Annotated in this window: 18 protein-coding genes; 10 read left to right on the top strand and 8 right to left on the bottom strand. The window is 73.0% G+C overall.

Annotated elements, in window-relative coordinates; translation table 11 throughout:
- Positions 1–6: 6 nt before the first annotated feature.
- Complete coding sequence (locus ACYVAP_RS09920; RefSeq protein ID WP_498860519.1) at positions 7–1,359, top strand: MFS transporter; 1,353 nt, start codon at positions 7–9, stop codon at positions 1,357–1,359.
- A 93-nt stretch (positions 1,360–1,452) separates the two neighbouring features.
- Here ACYVAP_RS09920 and leuS read toward each other — a convergent pair whose 3' ends face one another.
- The 3 genes from leuS to panD form a co-directional block, all read right to left on the bottom strand.
- Complete coding sequence (gene leuS / locus ACYVAP_RS09915; RefSeq protein WP_498860518.1) at positions 1,453–4,374, bottom strand: leucine--tRNA ligase; 2,922 nt, start codon at positions 4,372–4,374, stop codon at positions 1,453–1,455.
- A gap of 236 nt (positions 4,375–4,610) precedes the next feature.
- Positions 4,611–5,537, bottom strand: a complete 927-nt coding sequence (locus ACYVAP_RS09910; RefSeq protein ID WP_103384931.1) for an AEC family transporter — start codon at positions 5,535–5,537, stop codon at positions 4,611–4,613.
- A 107-nt stretch (positions 5,538–5,644) separates the two neighbouring features.
- On the bottom strand, positions 5,645–6,070 hold the full coding sequence (panD, locus tag ACYVAP_RS09905) for an aspartate 1-decarboxylase (RefSeq protein WP_137771089.1): 426 nt from the start codon (positions 6,068–6,070) through the stop codon (positions 5,645–5,647).
- Between the two features lie 58 nt (positions 6,071–6,128).
- On the opposite strand from panD, the gene ACYVAP_RS09900 reads away from it, so the two are divergent.
- Together ACYVAP_RS09900 and ACYVAP_RS09895 are read left to right on the top strand one after the other, a co-directional pair.
- A complete protein-coding gene (locus ACYVAP_RS09900) occupies positions 6,129–7,778 on the top strand; it encodes a DEAD/DEAH box helicase (protein ID WP_498860517.1) in 1,650 nt (549 codons plus the stop codon).
- Positions 7,775–9,178 carry an L-serine ammonia-lyase gene (locus ACYVAP_RS09895; RefSeq protein WP_264451554.1) on the top strand — a complete coding sequence of 468 codons (1,404 nt, stop codon included), beginning with the start codon at positions 7,775–7,777 and terminating at the stop codon, positions 9,176–9,178. Before ACYVAP_RS09900 ends, ACYVAP_RS09895 begins: the two co-directional genes overlap by 4 nt.
- Here the strand turns inward: ACYVAP_RS09895 and ACYVAP_RS09890 are convergent.
- Positions 9,159–10,280, bottom strand: coding sequence for an AMP-binding protein (locus ACYVAP_RS09890; protein WP_498860516.1), 1,122 nt, complete (start codon positions 10,278–10,280; stop codon positions 9,159–9,161). The two genes, ACYVAP_RS09895 and ACYVAP_RS09890, sit on opposite strands and share 20 nt — an antisense overlap.
- Positions 10,281–10,552: 272 nt before the next feature.
- Here ACYVAP_RS09890 and ACYVAP_RS09885 point away from each other — a divergent pair, with 272 nt between their 5' ends.
- The 3 genes from ACYVAP_RS09885 to acs all read left to right on the top strand — a co-directional run bounded on the left by ACYVAP_RS09885 (position 10,553) and on the right by acs (position 13,668).
- Entirely contained in the window at positions 10,553–10,720 is a 168-nt protein-coding gene (locus ACYVAP_RS09885; protein WP_264451556.1) for a ribbon-helix-helix domain-containing protein, read from the top strand.
- Between the two features lie 34 nt (positions 10,721–10,754).
- The gene (locus tag ACYVAP_RS09880) at positions 10,755–11,552 is read left to right on the top strand and encodes a VOC family protein (RefSeq protein ID WP_498860515.1); all 798 of its coding nucleotides are present in this window, start codon (positions 10,755–10,757) and stop codon (positions 11,550–11,552) included.
- Between the two features lie 136 nt (positions 11,553–11,688).
- On the top strand, positions 11,689–13,668 hold the full coding sequence (gene acs, locus ACYVAP_RS09875) for an acetate--CoA ligase (RefSeq protein ID WP_498860514.1): 1,980 nt from the start codon (positions 11,689–11,691) through the stop codon (positions 13,666–13,668).
- 100 nt (positions 13,669–13,768) lie between these two features.
- Here the strand turns inward: acs and ACYVAP_RS09870 are convergent, their stop codons facing one another.
- Genes ACYVAP_RS09870 through ACYVAP_RS09860 form a run of 3 tightly spaced genes read right to left on the bottom strand, consistent with a single transcriptional unit; the run spans position 13,769 to position 16,700 of the window.
- Positions 13,769–14,707, bottom strand: coding sequence for a DUF4097 family beta strand repeat-containing protein (locus ACYVAP_RS09870; RefSeq protein WP_498860513.1), 939 nt, complete (start codon positions 14,705–14,707; stop codon positions 13,769–13,771).
- On the bottom strand, positions 14,704–15,360 hold the full coding sequence (locus ACYVAP_RS09865; protein WP_137771083.1) for a response regulator transcription factor: 657 nt from the start codon (positions 15,358–15,360) through the stop codon (positions 14,704–14,706). The genes ACYVAP_RS09870 and ACYVAP_RS09865 overlap by 4 nt, the downstream gene beginning before the upstream one ends.
- Entirely contained in the window at positions 15,357–16,700 is a 1,344-nt protein-coding gene (locus ACYVAP_RS09860) for a sensor histidine kinase (RefSeq protein WP_498860512.1), read from the bottom strand. The genes ACYVAP_RS09865 and ACYVAP_RS09860 overlap by 4 nt, the downstream gene beginning before the upstream one ends.
- 142 nt (positions 16,701–16,842) lie before the next feature.
- Here ACYVAP_RS09860 and ACYVAP_RS09855 point away from each other — a divergent pair, with 142 nt between their 5' ends.
- From ACYVAP_RS09855 to rlmB, 4 genes are read left to right on the top strand one after another with little or no spacing between them, the layout of a single operon-like run.
- The gene (locus ACYVAP_RS09855) at positions 16,843–17,967 is read left to right on the top strand and encodes a LacI family DNA-binding transcriptional regulator (protein WP_498860511.1); all 1,125 of its coding nucleotides are present in this window, start codon (positions 16,843–16,845) and stop codon (positions 17,965–17,967) included.
- A gap of 60 nt (positions 17,968–18,027) precedes the next feature.
- Positions 18,028–18,525 carry a phage holin family protein gene (locus ACYVAP_RS09850; RefSeq protein ID WP_137771080.1) on the top strand — a complete coding sequence of 166 codons (498 nt, stop codon included), beginning with the start codon at positions 18,028–18,030 and terminating at the stop codon, positions 18,523–18,525.
- A gap of 54 nt (positions 18,526–18,579) precedes the next feature.
- Positions 18,580–20,028, top strand: a complete 1,449-nt coding sequence (gene cysS, locus ACYVAP_RS09845) for a cysteine--tRNA ligase (RefSeq protein ID WP_498860510.1) — start codon at positions 18,580–18,582, stop codon at positions 20,026–20,028.
- A gap of 15 nt (positions 20,029–20,043) precedes the next feature.
- Positions 20,044–20,982, top strand: coding sequence for a 23S rRNA (guanosine(2251)-2'-O)-methyltransferase RlmB (rlmB, locus tag ACYVAP_RS09840; protein WP_137771078.1), 939 nt, complete (start codon positions 20,044–20,046; stop codon positions 20,980–20,982).
- 84 nt (positions 20,983–21,066) lie between these two features.
- Here rlmB and ACYVAP_RS09835 read toward each other — a convergent pair whose 3' ends face one another.
- Complete coding sequence (locus ACYVAP_RS09835) at positions 21,067–22,308, bottom strand: DUF4032 domain-containing protein (protein ID WP_264449504.1); 1,242 nt, start codon at positions 22,306–22,308, stop codon at positions 21,067–21,069.
- Positions 22,309–22,319 lie beyond the last annotated feature (11 nt).

The following is a 22,319-nucleotide window of genomic DNA, read 5'->3' as shown; positions in this document are numbered from 1 at the left end:
GCGCGCATGTCCTTCCCCCACACTCCCGACCATCCTGCTCCCGCGCCGGCCCCCGCCCGCCAGTCACGGGCGAAGACCCTGCTGGGCACCGGGATCGGCAACGCGCTGGAGTGGTACGACTGGAACGTCTACGCGTCCTTCGCCGTCTACTTCTCGGCGCAGGCCTTCGACAGCAGCGACCGCACCTCCGCCTTCCTCTCCACGATGGCGATCTTCGCCGTCGGCTTCGTCGCCCGGCCCTTCGGCGGCGTCGTCTTCGGCTGGATCGGCGACCGCGTGGGACGCAAGCACGCGCTCTCCCTCGCCGTGCTCGCCGCCTCGATCGGGTCCCTGCTCATCGCCGTGCTGCCCACCTACGGCACGGTCGGCGTGCTCGCCTCCTTCCTGCTGCTCCTGGCCCGTCTGATCCAGGGCCTCGCTCACGGCGGCGAGCTCCCCTCCGCGCAGACCTATCTCGCCGAGCATGCCCCGCGCGAGCACCGCGGCTTCTGGGCCAGCTCGATCTACGTGACCGGCACCCTCGGCCTCCTCGCGAGCCTCGTGCTGGGTCTCGCGCTCAGCACGGCCCTCACCGAGGAGCAGATGGCGGCCTGGGGCTGGCGTGTGCCCTTCGCGATCGGCGCCGTGCTGGGCCTCGTCGCGCTGTGGATCCGCCGCTCGATGGAGGAGTCCGAGGTGTTCGAGGCCTCCCGCGCCGAGGACGGCACCGCGGGTCCCCGGGAGAACGTCCTCGTGGGCCTGTTCGTGCACTGGCGCACAAGCCTCCAGGTCATCCTCATGACCGCGGGGCTCACCGTCGTCTTCTACATCTGGTCCGTCTCCATGGCCTCGCTCGCCTCCCAGAACCTGGGGTACAGCGCCCAGCAGGCCTTCGGCGCCTCGGTGATCGGCAACGTCGTGCTCGTGCTCGTGCTGCCTCTCTGGGGCGCGCTCTCGGACCGGATCGGCCGGAGGACCTGCGCGCTCATCGCCCTCGTGGGCAGCGGCATCTGCTACCTGCCGATGGTCTCGCTCGTCGAGGGCGGGCAGATGTGGCAGCTCGTCGTCGCGATCAGCGTGCAGCTCGGGCTCATCGCCGGCTTCCTCTCCCACGCCCCGGCGATGTACGCGGAGATGTTCCCGACCGCGCGCCGCACGAGCGGTTTCGGCATCCCCTACGCGGTCGCGATCGCCCTGTTCGGCGGCACCGCCCCGTACCTCAACACCGCGATCGGCGATCAGCACCTCTTCGGCATCTACGCGATCGTGCTGATCCTCGTCTCGAGCCTGACGATCCTCACCCTGCGCGAGACGCGGGGCAAGGACCTCTCCGAGCCCGTCGGCCCCGCGCGGAGCGCCGCGGCGAGCAGCGAGGCCTGAGAGGCCTTCGCCGGCGTCCACGGGGCGCCGGACGCACGACGGGCCGCGGGGAGCAGCGCTCCCCGCGGCCCGTCCGCATCCGCGGCAGGTGCCTCAGACGACGATGTTCACCACGCGCGGCGCCTTCACGATCACCTTGCGCACCGTCTGCCCCTCGAGCAGCTGCTGGACCCGGCCCTCGGCCATGACCAGCGCCTCGAGCTCGGCCTCGCCGATCTCGGGATCGACCTCGACCTTGTGACGCACCTTGCCCTTGATCTGGACCACGCAGGTGACCGCCTCGGCCTTGGCGAGCTCCGGGTCGGCGACCGGGTAGGGCGCCCGCACGAGGGACTCCTCATGGCCCAGTCGCTGCCACAGCTCCTCCGCGAGGTGCGGGGCGAAGGGCGAGACCATGAGCACGAGCGGCTCGAGCGCGGCGCGCGGGGCGCCGTTCTCGCCGGAGGTCTTGGTCAGGTGGTTCACGAGCTCGATGAGCTTCGCGATCGCCGTGTTGAACTGCATCTGCGCCATGTCCCGGGTGACGCCCTCGATCGTGCGGTGCACGGTCTTCAGGGTCGCCGGCTCCGGCTCGGCGTCGGAGGCGATCAGCTCACCGGTCTCCTCGGAGACCGCCAGGCGCCAGAGGCGCTGGAGGAAGCGCTGCGAGCCCACGACGGCGCGGGTCTCCCAGGGGCGGGACAGGTCCAGCGGGCCCATCGACATCTCGTACACGCGCAGGGTGTCCGCGCCGTACTCCTCGTACATGTCGTCGGGGGCGACGGCGTTCTTGAGCGACTTGCCCATCTTCCCGTACTCCTGGGTGACCTGCTCGCCCTGGTACGTGAAGGTGCCGTCGGCCTCGGCGACGACCTCCTCCGCGGGGACGTGCACGCCCCGGGAGTCGGTGTAGGCGAAGGCCTGGATGTAGCCCTGGTTGAACAGGCGGTGGAAGGGCTCCTGGCTCGTGACGTCGCCGCGGTCGAAGAGCACCTTGTGCCAGAACCGCGCGTACAGCAGGTGCAGCACCGCGTGCTCCACGCCGCCCACGTACAGGTCCACACCGCCCGTGCCGCCCGCCTCGCGGGGGCCCAGCCAGTACTCCTCGTTCTCCGGGCGCACCAGGTGCTCGGTGTCCGTGGGGTCGATGTAGCGCATGTGGTACCAGGAGGAGCCGGCCCACTGCGGCATCGTGTTCGTCTCGCGCAGGTAGCGCTTGGGGCCCTCGCCCAGGTCCAGCTCGACCTCGACCCAGTCCGTCGCGCGGGAGAGCGGGGTCTGCGGCTCGGTGTCCTTGTCGTAGGGATCGAAGGTCTTCGGGGAGAAGTCCTCGACCTCCGGCAGGTCCACGGGCAGCATCGAGGCCGGCAGCGGGATCGGGGTCTCCGGGTCCGCGGGGTCGTAGACGACCGGGAACGGCTCGCCCCAGTACCGCTGGCGCGAGAACAGCCAGTCGCGCAGGCGGTAGGTGGTGCGGGTGCGGCCGAACCCCTTCTCCTCGGCGAAGGCGGTGGCGCGGGCCTTCGCCTCGTCCTTGTCCAGGCCGTCGAGGTCCAGCTCGGCGGAGGCGGAGTTGATCTTCTCGCCCTCGCCGGTCCAGGCGCCGCCGGTGAAGTCCTCCGGCGGGCGCACGGTGCGGATCACGGGCAGCTCGAAGCGGTCGGCGAAGGCGAAGTCGCGCTCGTCCTCCGCGGGGACCGCCATGATCGCGCCGGTCCCGTAGCCCGTGAGGACGTAGTCCGCGGTGAACACGGGGATCTCGCGGCCGTCCATCGGGTTCACGGCGAACCAGCCGGTGAACACGCCGGTCTTCTCGCGGTCGTCCGCGGTGCGCTCCTCCGCGCCGAGCGACGCGGCGCGCTCCTGGTAGGCGGTGACCGCCTCGCGCGGGCTCGCCGCGCCGCCGGTCCAGGCGTCCTTCGTGCCCTCGGGCCAGGCGGCGGGCAGGGCGGAGGCGTCCTCGAGCAGCGGGTGCTCGGGGGAGAGGACCGTGAACGTCGCTCCGAAGAGGGTGTCCGCGCGGGTCGTGAACACGTCGAAGGTCGCGTCCTCGACGCCGGCCAGCGGGAAGGTGACCTCCGCGCCGTGACTGCGTCCGATCCAGTTGCGCTGCATCGAGCGCACCGACTCGGGCCAGTCCACGCGGTCCAGGTCGTCGATGAGGCGGTCGGAGTACGCGGTGATGCGCATGTTCCACTGGCGCAGGCGCCGCGTGAAGACGGGGAAGTTGCCGCGCTCCGAGCGGCCGTCGTTGGTGACCTCCTCGTTGGCCAGCACGGTGCCCAGGCCCGGGCACCAGTTCACCGGGGTCTCGGAGATGTAGGCGAGGCGGAAGGCGTCGGCCAGCTGCCCGATCTCGGCGTCGGAGGCGGTGGGGACCTCGGCGGCGGTGCGGCCGGCCCAGGACTCGGGCAGCGTGATCGACTGCCTCTGGGCGAGCGCGAACGGGTCGACGGTCCCGGCGCGCAGCTCCTCGCGCAGCTCGGCGATCGGGCGCGCGCGGCCGATGATGCCGTCGGCGTTCTCGGCCGTGGGGTCGTACCAGGAGTCGAAGATGCGCAGGAAGATCCACTGCGTCCACTGCACGAACTCGCGGTCGGTGGTCGCGAGGGAGCGGCGGGAGTCGTGGGACAGTCCCAGGCGGTGCAGCTGGCGGCGCATGTTCGCGACGTTCGACTCGGTGGTCACGCGGGGATGCGTGCCGGTCTGGACGGCGTACTGCTCGGCGGGCAGGCCGAAGGCGTCGTAGCCCATCGTGTAGAGCACGTTCTTGCCCAGCATGCGCTGATGGCGCGCGATGACGTCGGTCGCGATGTAGCCCAGCGGATGGCCCACGTGCAGCCCCGCCCCCGAGGGGTACGGGAACATGTCCATGATGTACATCTTCTCGCCGAGCTCCGCGGCGGAGCGCCCGTCGGAGAGCGCGCCGACGGGGTTCGCGGCACGGAAGGTGCCCTCCTCGTCCCAACGCCGCTGCCAGCGCAGCTCGATCTGATCCGCCACCTCTGCCGTGTACCGGTGGGGTGCCTCGCTCATGGATGTCTCGCCTTCCTCGGATGGTGCGGAGCCTCCGCACGACGGTCCTGACATGAAGAAACCCCCGCACAGGCGAGGGGAGCCGCGCCGGTCCCGAGCTCCGCGCCCGGCACCGTGGTGCGGGGGAGGCGGGATTGTCCGACGCGGCTACGGAAGCAGGAGCCGTCGAGTCACCCGGCCATGCTACCGCGCGTCGTGCGGGTCGGTCCTGCCTGCCCGGGGGAGCCGGTCGGGAGTCACACGCCGAGCAGCGCGGAGACGGCGAGCAGCGCGAGGACCGTGCCGATCGTCGTGATGAGGACCGTGTCCCGGGCGAGGTTCTCCGCGGCCTGGTAGCGGGCGGCGGCGACGTAGACGTTCTGCGCCGTGGGCAGGGCCGCCATGACGACGACCTCGTACAGCCCGTGGCCGCTGAGCCCGAACAGCAGCCCGATGCCGAGCGCGAGCAGCGGCATGAGCACGATCTTCGCGATCGAGGAGATCGCGATGAGGCCCCGGTAGCCGTCGTCCTTCGCGAGCGGCCTCGACCCGTGCAGGGAGAGCCCGTAGGCGAGGAGCATCGCGGGGATCGCCATGTCGCCGAGGGAGGAGAACGGCTCGAGGACCACCTCGGGCAGCCGCACGCCGGCGCCGGCGAGCACCCCGCCCACGGCGGCCGCGATGATCGTCGGGTTCGCACCGATGCTGCGGGCGACGCCGGCGAGCCCGAGCCTCGACTCCTGGGTCTGCGCGTGCAGGACGAAGAGGTACAGGGGCGTGTAGACCGCCTGCTGGAAGAGGATCACCGGCAGGGCGTGCGAGATGTCGCCGAGCACGTAGGCGGCGATCGGGAAGCCCATGTTCGCGCCGTTGACGACGGAGCCGCTGATCGCGGCGATCGTGAGCTCGGTGCCGCGGCGCTTCGTGAACAGCCGCAGGCCCACCCACAGCAGCACGCCCATGAGGAGCCCGGAGATGCCGGCCACCGCCATCGGCACCGAGAACACCTCGCGGGGGTCGGAGCCGAGCAGGCCCACGAGCACCAGGGCGGGGGAGGCGAGGAAGAAGGTCGCGCGGTTCAGGACGTAGCGGCCCTGGGGACCGAGGATCCCGGTGCGCCCCGCGATCCATCCGATCGCGATGAGCGTCCAGACGATGAAGAACCCGGCCAGGACCCCGCTCATCGGGCGGGGGAGGGCACGGGGGTCAGCACGGTCCCGATCCTATAGGGGTGGGTCGATGCCCGCTGCTGAGGTCCAGCGCGCGGGACGGAACCCGGCCGGGGGAGCGGTCAGCGGGCCCCGACGCTGTGGCGGCCGCTGATCTGGTCGGCCATGCCCGGGACCGGCTCGGCGCCGTCGTGGCCGAGGGCCACGATCCGGTTGAGGTCGTCGACGTGGACGACCTTCGGCTCGTGCTCGGCGACCTCGCGCTCGTCCAGCTGGCCGTAGCCCATGATGATGACGAGGTCCCCCGGGGCGACCAGATGGGCGGCCGCGCCGTTGATGCCGATCACACCGGTCCCGGCGTCGCCGCGGATCACATAGGTGGTCAGGCGGGCGCCGTTGGTGATGTCGGCGATCGTCACCTGTTCGTTCTCGACCAGGCCGGCGGCATCCACGAGATCGGCGTCGATCGTCACCGATCCCACGTAGTGCAGGTCCGCCTGGGTGACCGTGGCACGGTGGATCTTCGAGGTCATGAGAGTGCGCAGCACGTGCACCAGTCTCCCATGCGCGATGATGGGGGCGCCCGCATCCGTCAGGAGGATCACGATGCCCAAGGCTCGCCGCCGTTCCACCCACCGATCCAGCCGGTTCGAGGACATGGCCCTGCCCGAGGAGCTGCTCGGCGTGCTCGCCGAGCAGGGACTCGACCGCGCCTTCGAGATCCAGGAGGCGATCCTCCCGGACGCCCTCGCGGGTCGCGACGTCCTCGCCCGCGCGGAGACCGGCTCCGGCAAGACCCTCGCGTTCACGCTCGCGATGACCGCCCGCTTCCGGCACCGCAAGGTGCACCGCCGTCGGCCGCTGGGCATCGTGCTGGTCCCCACGCGTGAGCTCGCCGTGCAGGTCGTGGACACGATCCACCCCTTCGCCCGCGCCATCGGCGTGCGCGCCCAGCTCGTCTCCGGCGGCATGAACATCGACAAGCAGGCCGAGGCCCTGAACCGCGGCGTCGAGATCGTCGTGGCCACGCCCGGCCGCCTCATCGACCTCGCCGAGCGCGGCGGGATCTTCCTGGACCGTGTCGAGACCACGGTCATCGACGAGGCCGACCACATGGCCGATCTGGGCTTCCTGCCCCAGGTGCGCGACATCCTCGCCGCGACGGAGATGGGCACCCAGAAGATGCTCTTCTCGGCGACGCTGGACGGTCAGGTCGAGGAGATCGTCGACACCTTCCTCGTGGACCCGGTCACCCACGAGACCACCCCGGTCGCCGCAGCCGTCGAGACGATGGCCCACCACGTGCTCGCGATCGCCCCCTCCGCCAAGCGCGAGGTGACCGCCCAGCTCGCGAACCGCGAGGGCCGCACCCTCGTGTTCACGCGCACGCAGCTGGGCGCGGAGCGCGTCGCCCAGGAGCTCATCGAGGTCGGGGTCCCCGCCGCGGCGCTCCACGGCAACAAGCAGCAGGGCCTGCGCACCAACGTGCTCGCCGGGTTCCGGCAGGGCGCCTACCCGGTGCTCGTGGCGACCGACGTCGCCGCGCGCGGCCTGCACATCGACGACGTCACGATGGTGATCCACGTCGACCCGGCCGACGACGTCAAGGAGTACGTGCACCGCTCGGGACGCACCGCGCGCGCGGGCGCCGCCGGCACCGTCGTCACCCTCGCGCTCCCGCACCAGGTCAAGGTCACTCGCTCCGTGCTCGAGGGCGCGAAGGTCGAGGGGACCTGGGCCGACGCCCCCGACGCCTCGGTCGAGGCGATCGCGGCGCTGGGCGGTCGCACGCCGTCGGGCGAGCCGGCCGAGGACCCCGCCGCGGTGAAGTACAAGGGCGCCCCCCGCAAGCTCGACCTCAGCCGCAAGGGCGGGGCGAGCGCGCGCAGGGCGGAGGAGCGCCGCGCGAACGAGGAGCGGCGCGCCTCCTGGGAGGAGGAGCCGGAGAGCGGCTCCGGACGCCGCGGCGGCGGTCGCCCCGGCGGCGCCGGACGTGCCGGCGGTGCCGGGTCCCGGGGACGCTCCGGCGCCCCCACCCGCGCCCCGCGCGGAGGGGCCTCCGGTCGTGGCCGCGTCGAGGGCGCCGAGCAGGGCGGCCGTGGTCGCCACGGCGCAGCCGACACCGGTCGCGGGCGGCGCGGCGGCGATGCCGGTCGCGGGCGCTCCGGGGGGTCCGACGCCGGTCGCGGCACAGGGCGCGGAACCGGCCGTGGCCGCGGCCCCGGCGCGGGCGGGAAGGGCCGCGGCTCGCGATGAGCATCAGCCTGTTCGACATGTTCAAGATCGGGATCGGCCCCTCGAGCTCGCACACCGTCGGACCGATGCGGGCGGCCGCGCTGTTCGCCCGTGAGATCCTCGCCGATCCCGCGCTCGGCCCGCGCGTGGCGGACGTCGCCGTCCACCTCTACGGCTCCCTCGCGGCCACCGGGGCGGGCCACGGCACCCTCGACGCCGTCGTCATGGGGCTCGAGGGAGCGGACCCCGAGACCGTCGACCCGGTCGCCGCCCGGGAGCGGGTCGCGCGCATCGAGGCGGAGGGCGGGCTGCTGCTGGGCGGCGCCGTGCCCGTCTCCCTGCGGCCCTCCACGATCGTCCTGCACCCGCTGACCTTCCTGCCCCAGCACTCCAACGGGATGACCTTCCTCGCCCTCGACGCCGAGGGGGAGGAGATCGCCCGACGGCCCATGTTCTCCGTGGGCGGCGGCTTCGTCGTGGACGAGGCGGACATGGACCGCCCCCTCGCGGAGCTCGCCGCGGAGGACGACGGCCGGGCGATCTTCACGACCGGCGCGCAGCTGCTGCGGGTCTGCGAGGAGCGCGGCATCTCGATCTCCGAGGCGATGCTGCTGCGGGAGCGGCAGTGGCGCAGCGACGAGGAGATCCGTTCCGGGGCGCTCGCGATCTGGCAGGTCATGAGCGAGTGCATCGATCGGGGCGTCCGCACCCAGGGTGTGCTGCCGGGCGGCCTCGAGGTGAAGCGACGCGCCGCGTCGTGGTTCGATTCGCTGAGCGCCGAGGACCCGGTGCGCCTGCCGATGAACGCCTTCGAGTGGGTCTCCCTCGCCGCGCTCGCCGTCAACGAGGAGAACGCGGCGGGCGGTCGCGTCGTCACCGCGCCCACGAACGGGGCCGCCGGGATCATCCCCGCCGTGCTCCACTTCGCGACCCGGTACATCGAGGGCGTGGACCCGGACGAGATCGCGGTGCGCTTCCTGCTGACCGCCGGGGCGATCGGCTCGCTGTACAAGGAGCACGCGTCGATCTCCGGCGCCGAGGTGGGCTGCCAGGGCGAGGTCGGCTCGGCGTGCTCGATGGCCGCGGCCGCGCTGTGCGAGGCCATGGGCGGCAAGCCCGCCCAGGTCGAGAACGCGGCGGAGATCGCGATGGAGCACAACCTCGGGCTCACCTGCGACCCCGTGGGCGGGCTCGTGCAGGTGCCGTGCATCGAGCGCAATGCCATGGCGGCCGTCAAGGCGATCACCGCGGCGCGGTTCGCGCTGCGCGGCACGGGCGAGCACTTCGTGTCCCTCGACGCGGTCATCGAGACCATGCGGCAGACGGGCAAGGACATGTCCGAGCGCTACAAGGAGACCGCCATGGGCGGGCTCGCCGTGACGATGGGCAAGGGGGTCCCGGTCAGCGTCCCCGACTGCTGATCCGCACCTCGCGCGGGACGGAGGAGGCGCCGAGCCGGTCCCGGACCAGCGCCCGCACCCCGTGCGGCGTGATGACGCGTCCCTCCTCGTGCTCCTCCTCCTCGAGGACCACGTGCGCGACGGTGCGCCGGCCGAGCTCCTCGTCGGGCACGAAGCGCAGATGCACCGAGCGGATGCCGTCCTGCGACTGCAGCAGGCGCACCACGCCGCGGGGGTCGCGGAGCATGCCGGGGCTCGCGTCCGGGGCGTCGGCCCGCGCGGTCACGTGCACGGCGCCCTGCTCGTCGATCTCGCCGTGGTCGGTGACGAGCCAGCGCCGGCGGGTGAAGGAGGTTCGGGTGCGCAGCACGCCGTCCCGCACCCGGATCTCCACGCCGTGGAGCGGCCTGCCGTCCACGGTGAGGGTCCCGGTCTCGACGCTCCCGTAGACGTCGTGGACCCGGGCGTGCCAGTGGCGGGCGAGGTCCGCGCGCAGCTCGTCGGGCAGGACGTCGGTCGTGGAGACGATCCGGTCGATGCGCAGCGGCACGTGGCCGCTGAGCTCGCGGTCCGCGGCGAGGATGTCCGCGAGGTGCACGGGGGTGCCCACGAGCATCCGCGGCGAGGTGCGGTGCAGCAGGGCGACCCGGTCCACGACCCGCAGATGGCTCACGTCCACGAGCGGGGACCCGGCGCTCAGCGCGGCGAGGGCGAGCAGCAACCCGTGCGCGTGGACCCCGGGGATCGCGGTCGCCACGCGGGCTCCCCTGCGCACGCCGATCCGGCGGGCGAGGTCGGTGAGCGTGCGCAGCTGCGGGGCGGTGAGCGGCCCGCGTTCGAGCACCCGAGGGGCGCCGGTGGTGCCGCTCGAGCGCAGGTCGAGGTGGCCGTGGCCGGCGAGCGCCGTGACGAGCACCTGGCGCAGCGGCGCCCAGGGAGGGAGCTCGCCGAGCCGCGGGCGCTCCGCCCCGCGCCGCTCGAGCAGCTGGAGATGACCCTGGAGGTCCCCGGCGGTGAGCTCGCCGTGCACGTCGACGAGCACGACGGACCGGGGTCGCGTCGCGGCCCGCAGCCGCAGGGCGGTGCGGGCGTGGGCGAGCCGGCCGGGACGGTGCAGCGCCATGCTCACCGCACCCCTGCGCCCGGACGCGGCGCGCTCTCCCCGGTGCGGGCGGGGAGGTGCGGACCGGCGGCGCCGCGGAGCGGACCGTCGGAGGAGGGGAGTGCCATGGGCACCACGGTAGTCGCGACGCGTCGTCGCCGCAGGTGCGCCCGTCCTCCGGGCCGTGTGTCGGAGGTGCGGGGACCTGCGCGTCCGCTCCGTGCCCCGGGCCCCTCGCCGGCTCGCACCGTCGAGCCCTTGCCGCGCTCGTCCACCATTGCTAGCATCCTCGCATGGTAGAGAGCAGCTCGAGGTCCCGCCCCCCGAAGGTGCAGTTCAACGTGTACCTGCCGCCGGATCTCGTCCGCGAGGTCAAGCACCGAGCGATCGACGAGTCCCTCAGCCTCAGCGCGCTCGTCGAGGAGGCGCTCCGGCGCTATCTCGACGGCGACCGCGCCTGACGTCGTCAGTCCCGCCCCCACCGCAGGAGATCCCGTGACCACCACTGACCCCGCCTCCGACACCCCCATGTTCACCGTCTTCCCCCTCCGCTTCACCGATGACGTCCCCGCGATGATCGCGTTCCTCCGCACGCTCGGCCTCGAGCGGTTCGTCACCGCGGGCGACGACGCCTTCGGCGACCTCGCCGCCGGCGCCGGACGGGTCATGCTCCACTCCGTCGCCGGCGCGGCGAGCGGTGCCCGCCCCGGGGACACCGACCTGTGCCTCGCCGTGCCCGATGCGGACGCCGCCGCGGCCCACCTCGAGGAGGCCGGCGTGGAGGTCTCCGTGTGGGACGAGAGCTTCGGCCGCCAGGGCCGGATCGACGGACCGGCGGGGGAGGGCATCTCCCTGAACGAGGATCAGCAGGACCTGTACGGCTACCAGGGCCACGACGCCTCCGGAGCGGACGCCCGGCTCGCCGTCGTCGCGGTGCTCGCGAGCGAGGACCCCGAGCGTGACGCGGCCCATCTCGGCCACCTCGGCCTCGCCCCCGTCGGCCCCGCCGCGCCCGGCTGGCAGGAGCTGCGCGGGCCGGGCCGGGCGGGCTCGATCGGTCTGCACGCTCCGCTGCCGGGAGCGCCCCGCACCCGTGCCACCTCCTCCGAGTACGGCGACGCGCTCCAGGTGCGTCTGGGCTTCTCCACGACGGAGGATCTCCGGTCGCTGGCCGACCGGCTCACCGCGGCCGGGCACGAGGCGCGCGTGGTCGAGGACGAGGGCATGAGCGCCGTGCACGTCACCGATCCCGACGGGATCGCGCTCGAGATCCATCCCCGGCAGGACGGCTGAGGGCACCGGGCGCGGGGGCGCGGACGGCGCCGCCGCAGGAACCTCGGACCGCGACCTGTGGCCTGGGTCTCAGGCGCTATGGTGGGTGCCGAACCGAACGCCCAGGGCCCTCGCGGGTCCAGGAACAGGAGCGCTGATGTCCGACGACGCCGTCACCGGGATCGACCATCTCGGCTCCGGGAGCCGCACCTTCCCGCCGCCCACCGAGTTCGTCCAGAACGCCGTGGCGCGCCCCTCGCTCTACGAGGAGGCCGCTCGTGACCGCCTCGGCTTCTGGCGCTCGCGCGCGCAGCTGCTGAGCTGGAAGACCCCGTTCACGGAGACGCTGGACTGGTCGAACCCGCCGTTCGCGAAGTGGTTCGCCGACGGCACCCTGAACGCCGCCTACAACGCCGTGGACCGCCACGTCGAGTCCGGCCACGGCGACCAGGTCGCGCTGCTCGCGGAGTACGAGGACGGCTCCGACGGCACCTACACCTACGCCCAGGTGAAGGACGAGATCTCGCGGATGGCGAACGTGCTCATCGATCTCGGTGTGCGCACCGGCGACCGGGTCGCGATCTACCTCCCGATGATCCCCGAGGCCGTCTTCGCGATGCTCGCGTGCGCCCGCCTCGGCGCCCCGCACTCGGTGGTCTTCGGCGGCTTCAGCGCCGATGCCCTGCGCTCGCGCATCGAGGACGCCGAGGCCCGCGTGGTCATCACGGCGGACGGCCAGTTCCGTCGCGGCAAGGCGATGGCGCTCAAGCCCGCGGTCGACGAGGCGCTCGCCGGCGGCGGCGCGTCGGTCCAGAAAGTGCTCGTGGTGCGCCGCACCGGTGGGGACGTCGAGTGGACCGAGGGCCGCGACGTGTGGTGGCACGAGGCGCGCGAGACCGCCTCCGTCGAGCACGAGCCCGTGTGGGTCGAGGCCGAGCACCCGCTGTTCATCCTCTACACCTCCGGCACCACCGGGAAGCCCAAGGGGATCGTCCACACCACGGGCGGCTACCTCACGCAGACCGCGTACACGCACCGCGCGGCCTTCGACATCAAGCCGTCCACGGACGTCTACTGGTGCACGGCCGACGTCGGCTGGGTGACCGGGCACAGCTACGTCGTCTACGGGCCGATGGTCAACCGCACCACCCAGGTCATCTACGAGGGCACCCCGGACACCCCGCACCAGGGCCGCTGGTGGGAGATCGTCGAGAAGTACGAGGTCACCCAGCTGTACTCCTCGCCCACCGCGATCCGCACCGCGATGAAGTGGGGCGAGGAGATCCCCGCGAAGTTCGACCTCTCCTCCCTGCGCCTGCTGGGCAGCGTCGGCGAGGCCATCAACCCCGAGGCATGGATGTGGTACCGCCGCGTGATCGGCGGCGACCGCTGCCCGATCGTCGACACCTGGTGGCAGACCGAGACCGGCGCGCTCATGATCTCGCCGCTCCCGGGCGTCACCGAGACCAAGCCGGGCAGCGCGCAGGTGCCGCTCCCGGGCATCAGCGCCGAGGTGCTCAACGACGCGGGCGAGCCCGTGGAGAACGGCCAGGGCGGCTACCTCGTGCTCACCGAGCCGTGGCCGTCGATGCTCCGCGGCATCTGGGGCGACCCGGAGCGCTTCGAGGAGACCTACTGGTCCCGCTTCCCCGGCAAGTACTTCGCCGGTGACGGCGCCCGCAAGGACGAGGACGGCGACATCTGGCTGCTGGGCCGCGTGGACGACGTCATGAACGTCTCCGGGCACCGCCTCTCGACCACCGAGATCGAGTCCGCCCTCGTCAGCCACGAGTGGGTCGCGGAGTCGGCCGTGGTCGGCGCGGCCGACGAGACCACCGGTCAGGCCGTGGTCGCCTTCGTCATCCTGCGCTCGGGCACCGAGGACGCGGTCGCGGAGGCCGGCGGCGAGGACAAGGCCGTGGAGATCCTGCGCCAGCACGTGGGCAAGGAGATCGGCCCGATCGCGAAGCCGAAGCGGGTCCTCCTGGTCACGGAGCTGCCCAAGACCCGCTCGGGCAAGATCATGCGCCGCCTGCTGCGCGACGTCGCCGAGAACCGACAGGTCGGGGACACCCAGACCCTCGCCGACTCCTCGGTCATGGATCTCATCCAGAAGGGCCTCACCGGCAAGGGCTGACCGGGACGAGCGGTCCGCGCCCGAGGCGCGGACCGGACCGGCAGCGAGGACGCCGGCCGCGACGGGATCCCGTCGCGGCCGGCGTCCTCCTCGTGCGGGGTCAGCGGGTGACGATCACGTCCCCCGACGAGGACTCCACCGCGATGTGGCCGACGATGTCGCCGTCGGCCCCGGTGATGAGCGGATCGACGCGCGTCTCGCCGAGGTCGGTGACGGCGTCGACGGTGCGGCGCGCCGTGCCCGGCGCGCGGACGGTGACGCTGCCGAGGTCCGCGGCGATCCGGACGTCCCCGGCGGCATCGGGGGCGAGCCCCAGGTCGACCTCACCGGTGTCGCTCGTGATGTCGACGCCGGAGGTGACGGGGGCGGCGAGGTCGACGGAGACGTCGCCGAAGTCCGTCGCGACCGTGAGCGGGCCGTTCACCGTGAGGTCCTGCAGGTCCACGGCGCCGGTGTCGGCCTGCACGTCCAGGGCCGAGAAGGAGCCCTGGGCCTCGACGTCGCCGTAGTCCAGCTGGATGTCCAGGTCGAGGTCGAAATCCTCGGGGACCACGAGCAGGAGGTCCCGGGTGTCGTCGAGCCACGGCACGGGGTTCCCACCGGAGGGCTGGCGCACCGAGATCGCCGGGTGCTGGGCGGTGCCGGAGTCCGTGAACCGTGCGAGCACGGTCTCCCCGGCCGGCGGCGGCGTCGTCGCGCCGGACTCCACGAGGGAGAGCGTGACCTGCTGCGCGTCCGCCTCCCGGACGACGGTCACGTCGCCCACATCGGCCTCGAGGGAGAGCGCGGTCGGGCTGCCGAGCTCCTGCGTGGAGGCGACGGTGGTCATGTTCCGGTCGAGGTACCAGGGGATGAGCACGCTCGCCGCGAGCAGCACCAGGACCAGCAGGACGATCAGCGAGCCCAGGAGCACGCTCGCCGTGCGCCACGGGCGGTCGCGGCGAGGATCCGGTGTGAGGTGCCGGGGCGGGTCGAGACGGTGACGGGGCTCCGCGGCCGGCGCGGCGGCGGGGGCGGGAGCGGGGGGCAGGGCGGTCATGAGCGGTCCTCCGATTCCAGGTAGCGGAGCACCGCCATGACACGGCGGTTCTCGCCGTCCACGGGCGGGAGGTCGAGCTTGGTCAGGAGCGAGGAGATGTGCTTCTCCACGCTCCCCGCGGAGACGAACAGGGCATCGGCGATCGCCTGGTTGGAGCGACCCTGCGCCATGAGCGAGAGCACCTCCCGCTCGCGCGGGGTGAGCTGCTCGAGCACCCGTCGGCGGCGAGAGCGCACGAAGATCTGCTGGACCACCTCCGGGTCGAGCCAGGTGCCGCCCCGGCCCACCTCGTCGACCACGCCGAGGAAGTCCTCGACGTCGGCGACGCGGTCCTTGAGCACGTAGCCGAGACCCCGCGGGGAGTCCGCGATGAGCTCGGAGGCGTAGCGCTCCTCGACGTACTGGGAGAGCACGAGCAGGGCGACGTCCGGGTCCTGCGCCCGGATGAGGGTCGCCGCCCGCACGCCCTCGTCGGTGAAGCTCGGGGGCATGCGCACGTCGATCACGGCGAGATCGGGGGAGTGCTCGGTGACGGCGTGGAGCAGCGGGGTCGCCTCGCCCACAGCGGCGACGACCTCATGGCCGGCGTCGGTGAGCAGGCGCTCGAGGCCCGCCCTCAGCAGCACGGCGTCGTCGGCGATGACGATCCTCATCGGGTGACCTCCTCAGGGGCGGGGACGGCGACGCGGGCGGGCGTCGCGGGGGAGCGGGGCGGAATGGCGTCGGGCAGGGGGACCACGGCGAGCAGCACGGTGCCGCCGCCCTCGGGGCTCGCGACCTCGAGCAGGCCGCCGGTCGCGCGCACCCGGTCGGTGAGGCCGGCGAGCCCGGTCGAGCGGCCGTCGCGGTGCACGCGGGCGCCGCCGCGGCCGTCGTCCTCGATGCGCACGCGCAGGGAGTCCTCGGTCTGGGTGAGGGTCACCGAGGCGCGGCGCGCCCCCGCGTGCTTGGTGATGTTCGTGAGCGCCTCGGCGACCACGAAGTACGCCACGGCCTCGCGTTCCCGGTCTAGCGGGCGGGGCAGGTCCACCTGGAGGTCGACAGGCACCGCGGAGCGGGCGGCGAGCGCGGAGAGCGCCGCGTCGAGCCCGCGGTCGGTGAGCACCGCCGGGTGGATGCCCCGGGCGAGCTGGCGGAGATCGGTGATGACCGCCTTGGTCTCCGAGTGCGCCCGGGTGACGAGCTCCTCCGCGCGGTCCGGGTCCGTGCGGATGCTCTGGCGCGCCATGCCGAGCGTCATGCCGAGCGCCACCAGCCGCGGCTGCACGCCGTCGTGGAGGTCCCGCTCGATCCGCAGCCGCTCCTGGGCGGCGGCGTCGACCGCCCCCTGGCGGCGCACGGCGAGCTCGGCGACCTGGCCGCGCAGGTCCTCCTCGGAGCCGGAGATCATCGCACGGGCGAGCCCGCGGTCCGAGAGCGCACCCAGCACGAGCATCAGCAGGGAGACCACGAGCGCGGCCGCGCCGATCCCCGCGAGTCCCCAGCGGGGGAGCTCGACGGTGCCCAGGGTGAGCGCGCCGTGGCGCACGGCGACGTCGACGGCGACCCAGGAGACGAACAGGGCCACGAGCGAGAGCAGGGCGAAGACCCCGGCGACGAGCATCGCGAGATGGTGGTGCAGCACGCCCTTCCAGAACCAGCCCGAGCACACGTCGAGCCACAGCCCGTGCAGCCACCCCGCGAACCCGGTGCGCGCCGAGCGGCGGCGCGCGGGCACGATCACCTCGAGGCCGTGGACGGCGACCGCGCGGCGGCGCTCCACGATCACGGCGGCCCGCATGGCGAGCACCCACGGCACGAGCAGCAGGAACCCGCTGCCGAGAGCCGGCAGGCTGCCGATCCCGGTCAGCAGCAGGGTCAGCGAGATCCAGAACCAGGTGAGCAGGAGCATCCCGCCGATGACCACGGAGGCCAGCGAGGCGGGGGTCACCCGGGCGCGGCGCGGGGCCGACCGGGTGCGGCCGGGGGCCGGCGGGGCGGAGGTGTCGTCCATGGACAGGACACTATGCGGCGGCCCGCGACCGGCCCCACCGGGGACTCCGACGGATCCCGCGGGGGATAGCCCCCGCCCCGACGTGGCGGGGGACTCGCCCGGGAAGGCCCGTCCCCGCCCACCGATGCGGTTCAATGGGTCCATGAGCAGTGACGCGAAGACCCCGGCCGGCGACCCGGCCCCCACCGAGCGCGACGAGGCGTCCTCGTCCTCGACCTCCCCCCAGGGCTCGCTGCGGGACGTGGCCAACTCCCTGGGCATCTCGAGCGCGGTCGCCCTGCGCGCCCTGCGCGGCATGGACGACATCCGCCCCGCCCTCCGCCGCCGCGTACAGGAGGAGGCCGAGCGCCTCCGCTTCCCGCTGGAGGAGCTCGCGGGCGAGACCGACCACCGCGGCGTCGTCGCCGTGCTCGTCAACACGATGCGCAACACCTGGATCTCCGACCTCGTGCGCTCGATCCGCATCGAGCTCACCGCGACCGGCCGTACCGCCGTCGTGGTCCCGACCCGTCGCCGCGTCCCCGAGTACCCCGTCGCCGCGGACACCGACGCGATCGAGTCCCTCGTGCGGCTCGGCGTGGACGGCTTCCTCATGGTCTCCGACCTCGCGGACATGGACAGCGTGATCGCGGCGACCGGCGACCGCCCCTTCGTGGGCATCGGCTGCTCGCAGGAGTACGTGGGCCGCATCGACACCGTCCGCATCGACGACGAGGTGGGCCAGGGCCTGCTCGTCGACCACCTGGTCGGCCTGGGTCACCGGGACATCGCGCACGTCGGCGGGGTCGGCGCGGCCGTGGCCCGCGAGCGCGCGGACGCCTTCCGGCGCGCCATGGCGCGCCACGGCCTCGAGGACCACGCGCGCATCGAGCCCGGTGACTTCACCGAGCAGGTGGGGCAGACCGCCGGCAACATGCTGCTGCGCGGCAGCCACGTGCCCACCGCCGTCACCTGCGCGAACGACGTGACCGCCGTGGGCGTGCTCTCCGCCGCCCGCGAGGCCGGCTTCTCCGTGCCGGACCAGCTGGCCGTCGCCGGCTACGGCAACACCTCGCTCGCCTCCTCCGGCATCGCGCAGCTCACGAGCGTCGACCCGAACTCCGATCGCCTCGGTGCGCTCGCCGCGCAGTTCCTCGTCGAGCGCGTCTCCGGCCACGAGGTCGAGGCCCGCGACGTCGCCGTGGCGCCCACGGTCGTCGTGCGCCGCTCGAGCTCCGCCGGCCCCCGGGCCGAGTCGCCCAAGCGCAAGCGGATCTCGGTCGACTGACCGCCGACCCCGCGTCTCCCCCCTTTCCTGACTCTGCGAACCCTGCGATAGGCTCCGACCATGATCAACACCACGAACGATCCGAGCACGCCGCCGACCCAGCGGTCCATCGGTGAGCTCGTCCAGTCCATCAAGGACGAGATCCTCGGCGTCGTCCATCACGAGATCGACATCGCCAAGAAGGAGCTCACCGCCCTCGGCATCAAGGTCGGCATCATCGCCGCCTGCGCCGCGGTGCTGCTCTTCCTCCTGCTCTCCGCCTGGGTGATGCTGCTGTTCGCCGCGGCCACCGGGCTGCAGGCCCTGGGACTGCCGGCTTGGGCGTCCTTCCTCATCGTGGCGGGCGTGTTCATCCTGCTCGGCGCGATCGCCGGCCTGGTCGCCTTCCTCGTCTCCAAGAAGCTCAAGGCCCCCGAGACCACGATCGAGACGGCGCAGTCCGCCGTCGGCGCGGTCCAGGGCAAGCGCCGCAGCAACACGGTCTCCTACGACGACACCTTCGAGGAGCTCTACGGGAAGCCGGCGGCCACGACCGCCACCTCCTCCAGCTCCTCCTGAGACCCGCGCCCCACCAGGGCGATCCCGGGCCGCGCGCCCGGTACCCTGGTCGGCGTGACTCTCCACCTGCACGACACCGCCACCCGCACCACCACCGCGCTCACGCCGGTGCGCGAGGGGGCGGTGTCGCTGTACGTGTGCGGCCCCACCACACAGGGCGGCCCGCATCTCGGGCACCTGCGCACCTTCCTCGCCTTCGACGTGCTCGTGCGCTGGCTCGAGCGCAGCGGGTACGCGGTCACCCACGTCCGCAACGTCACCGACATCGACGACAAGATCCTCGCGAAGGCCGCGGAGAACGACGCCGAGTGGTGGGCCTGGTCGCTGCGCTTCGAGCGTGACTTCCACGCCCTGCTGGACGCCGTCGGCAACCGTCGACCCGATTACGAGCCGCGCGCCACGGGCCACGTCCCCGAGATGATCGCGTTCATGGAGCGGCTGATCGAGCGCGGCCACGCCTACCCGGACGGCCGGGGCTCCGTGTACTTCTCCGTCGCGTCGCTCCCCGAGTACGGGGCGCTCACCCGCCAGAGCCCGGAGGACATGCAGGACTCCGGCGAGGAGACCGAGCCCGGCAAGCGGGACCGCCGCGACTTCGCCCTCTGGAAGGCCGCGAAGGACTCCGAGCCCGCGACCGCCTCGTGGGACACGCCCTGGGGACGCGGCCGGCCCGGCTGGCACCTCGAGTGCTCCGCGATGAGCCTGAAGTACCTCGGGGAGACCTTCGACATCCACGGCGGCGGCCTGGACCTGCGCTTCCCCCACCACGAGAACGAGCAGGCCCAGTCCCACGCCGCGGGCCACGGCTTCGCGCAGCGCTGGATGCACTCGGGCATGCTCACCGTGGACGGGCTGAAGATGGGCAAGAGCCTGGACAACTTCGTCACCGCCGCGCAGGCGCTCGCCGAGAACCCGGTGCCGGTGGTGCGGCTCGCCCTCGTCTCCGGCCACTACCGCGCCAACGTCGAGTACAACGCGAGCTCGCTGCGTGAGGCGACGACGGTCTGGGAGCGCTTCGGCGCCGCCGCCCGTCGTGCCGCCGAGCAGCTCGCGGGCACCGAGCACGCCCCCGCCGCCGCACCCGACGTCGATCACGGCGCCGTGGAGCTGCCGGTGGAGTTCATCGCCGCGATGGACGACGACCTCGCCGTCCCCGAGGCGCTCGCCGTCGTGCACCGCGAGCTCTCCGCGCTCAACGCCCTGCTCGCCGCCGGCCGCGAGGCGTCGGAGGTCGCGGCCGGGCTCGCGCGTCTGCGCGCGATGCTCGACGTCCTCGGCCTCGACCCCCTCGGCGCGCAGTGGCAGGACGCCGGCGCCGGGGACGAGACCGAGCGCCACGCCCTGGACGCGCTCGTCCAGGCACAGCTGAGCGCACGGGCGGCCGCCCGTGCGGACAAGGACTGGGCGCGCGCGGACGAGATCCGCGATGCCCTGACCGCTGCCGGCATCCGCGTCGAGGACGGGGCCGACGGCGCCCGCTGGACGCTCGCACCGCGCAGCTGAGGAAGAAGGAACCCCATGGCAGGCAACAGCTCACGGCGAGGCGCCATGCGCCATTCGAAGAAGGGTGCGACCGTCGGCTCCGGCGGTGTGCGCCGTCGCGCGCTCGAGGGCAAGGGCCCCACGCCCAAGGCCCAGGACCGCCCCGGCCACAAGGCCTACGCGGGCGGCGCGAAGAAGAGCTCCGGCGCGAAGGCGAGTCCCGGCAGCGACCAGGTCGCCGGGCGCAACTCCGTGCTCGAGGCGCTGCGCGAGGAGGTCCCCGCGACCCAGCTCATGCTCATGACCCGCATCGAGGTCGACGAGCGGGTGCGCGAGATCATGCGCCTCGCCGCCGCGCGCAACCTCCCCGTCACCGAGGTGCCCCGCTCCGACCTGGACCGCCGCACCGACCACGCGGTGCACCAGGGCGTCTCGCTGACGATCCCCCCGTACCAGTACGCGGAGGTCGACGAGCTCCTGCAGATCGCCTCCGACGCCTTCGAGCCGCCGCTGCTGATCGCCCTGGACGGCATCACCGATCCCCGCAACCTCGGCGCGATCCTCCGCAGCGCCGACGCCTTCGGCGCGCACGGCGTGATCCTCCCCGAGCGTCGCAGCGTGTCGATGACCGCGAGCGTCTGGAAGGTCGCGGCGGGCGCCGCCGGCCGCGTGCGCGTCGCCCAGGTCACGAACCTCAACCGCACGCTCTCCTCGCTCAAGTCCCAGGGCGTGTTCGTGCTGGGCCTGGACGCGGACGGCGACGTCACCAGCCGCGAGCTCGAGCTCGGCACCCAGCCGGTCGTGCTGGTCGTCGGCGCCGAGGGCAAGGGCCTGTCCCGGCTCGCGCGCGAGACCGCGGACCAGGTCGTCTCGATCCCGATGGCCGGCCGCACGGAGTCCCTCAACGCCTCCGTCGCCGCCGCGATCTCCCTCTACGAGATCGCCGGCGTGCGCGCCGCGCAGGGCCGCGCCTGACCTCGCTCCACCAGCACGAGAGGGGCGGCACCGGACGGTGCCGCCCCTCTCGTGCGCCCGGGACCGTGAGCGGCCCCGGCGGGTTCAGGACTCGATGATCGGCAGCGCCGAGGTCTCGGTCGTGACGAGGGACTTCTCGTCGGGACGGTGGACGAGCACGGTGAGGATGTAGTCCCGGACCGTGTCGTCGAGGCTGACGTCCGCGCCGCGCTCCTCGGAGAGGAACCACTTGTGCTCGAGCACCTCGTGGAAGAACTCGGGCGGCTCGAGCTTGGAGCGCATGCCGCGCGGGATCGCCCGCACCACAGGCTCGTACTGCCGCTGCAGCCACTCGTGGGCGACGAACTCCTCCTCCTCGGCCTGCTGCTCGGTCGCGGCGCGGTAGTGGTCGAGGTCGTTGAGCAGCCGGCGGGCCTGGTTCTCCTGCGCGTCGATGCCCGTCAGCCGCATGAGCCGGCGGGCGTGGTGGCCCGCGTCGACGACCTTGGGGCGGATCGAGAGCGAGGTCCCGTCGAGGTCCGTGGTGATCTCGAGCTCGCCCACGTCGAAGCCGAGCTTGTTGAGCTTCTCGATGCGGGCGGAGACCCGCCAGCGGTCGTCCGTGGAGAACTGCTCCCGCGCGGTGAGCGCGTCCCAGAGGTCGTTGTAGCGGCGCACGAGGTCGTCGCCCACCTCGACCGGGTCCGACTCCGGGTCGATCATGTCCCCGGCCTGGAGGTCCATGAGCTCGCCGATGATGTTCGTGCGGGCCAGGTCGAGATCGTAGCTGCGCTGGCCGTCGGAGAGCTGCTCGTGCAGGCTGCCGGTCTCGACGTCCACGATGTACGCGGCGAAGGCGCCCGCGTCACGGCGGAAGAGCGTGTTGGACAGCGACACGTCGCCCCAGTAGAAGCCCTCGAGGTGCAGGCGCACGAGGAGCACCGCGAGCGCGTCGAGGAGCCGGTGCGCGGTGTCCTGCCGGGAGACCTGGCTGAACACGGCACGGTAGGGGAGCGAGAACTGGAGGTGCCGGGTGATGAGCACGGCGTCCAGCGGGTCGCCCTGCGGCGAGGTGCGGCCGGAGATCACCGCGAAGGGCACCACCGCGGGGATGCCGATGCGCCCGAGGACCTTGAGCATGTCGTACTCGCGGCGGGCGAGCGTGTGGTCGATCTCCTTGAGGGCGAGCACGCGGCCCGAGACCCGGGCGAAGCGGACCACGTGACGGGAAATGCCGCGGGGCAGGGCCGCCAGGATCTCGTCCGGCCAGTCCTCCAGCGGCTGCTCCCAGGGCAGGTCCAGCAGGGCCGGATCCGCACGGGACGCGGTGATCTCCAGGGGTGCCATGGCCCCATTGT

This window comes from Brachybacterium horti (assembly GCF_054777615.1).
Note: the sequence above shows the minus strand (reverse complement) of the source record. Positions and strands in the feature narration are given on the sequence as shown.

Bases quoted from the DNA above. Each gene is read 5' to 3' on its own strand.
- ACYVAP_RS09920 (WP_498860519.1), top strand. From the start codon at position 7: ATGTCCTTCCCCCACACTCCCGACCATCCTGCTCCCGCGCCGGCCCCC.
- acs (WP_498860514.1), top strand. From the start codon at position 11,689: ATGTCCGACGACGCCGTCACCGGGATCGACCATCTCGGCTCCGGGAGC.
- leuS (WP_498860518.1), bottom strand. From the start codon at position 4,374: ATGAGCGAGGCACCCCACCGGTACACGGCAGAGGTGGCGGATCAGATC.
- ACYVAP_RS09870 (WP_498860513.1), bottom strand. From the start codon at position 14,707: ATGACCGCCCTGCCCCCCGCTCCCGCCCCCGCCGCCGCGCCGGCCGCG.
- ACYVAP_RS09855 (WP_498860511.1), top strand. From the start codon at position 16,843: ATGAGCAGTGACGCGAAGACCCCGGCCGGCGACCCGGCCCCCACCGAG.
- ACYVAP_RS09885 (WP_264451556.1), top strand. From the start codon at position 10,553: ATGGTAGAGAGCAGCTCGAGGTCCCGCCCCCCGAAGGTGCAGTTCAAC.
- ACYVAP_RS09865 (WP_137771083.1), bottom strand. From the start codon at position 15,360: ATGAGGATCGTCATCGCCGACGACGCCGTGCTGCTGAGGGCGGGCCTC.
- ACYVAP_RS09850 (WP_137771080.1), top strand. From the start codon at position 18,028: ATGATCAACACCACGAACGATCCGAGCACGCCGCCGACCCAGCGGTCC.
- ACYVAP_RS09835 (WP_264449504.1), bottom strand. From the start codon at position 22,308: ATGGCACCCCTGGAGATCACCGCGTCCCGTGCGGATCCGGCCCTGCTG.
- ACYVAP_RS09890 (WP_498860516.1), bottom strand. From the start codon at position 10,280: ATGGCGCTGCACCGTCCCGGCCGGCTCGCCCACGCCCGCACCGCCCTG.
- ACYVAP_RS09860 (WP_498860512.1), bottom strand. From the start codon at position 16,700: ATGGACGACACCTCCGCCCCGCCGGCCCCCGGCCGCACCCGGTCGGCC.
- ACYVAP_RS09895 (WP_264451554.1), top strand. From the start codon at position 7,775: ATGAGCATCAGCCTGTTCGACATGTTCAAGATCGGGATCGGCCCCTCG.
- rlmB (WP_137771078.1), top strand. From the start codon at position 20,044: ATGGCAGGCAACAGCTCACGGCGAGGCGCCATGCGCCATTCGAAGAAG.
- ACYVAP_RS09910 (WP_103384931.1), bottom strand. From the start codon at position 5,537: ATGAGCGGGGTCCTGGCCGGGTTCTTCATCGTCTGGACGCTCATCGCG.
- ACYVAP_RS09900 (WP_498860517.1), top strand. From the start codon at position 6,129: ATGCCCAAGGCTCGCCGCCGTTCCACCCACCGATCCAGCCGGTTCGAG.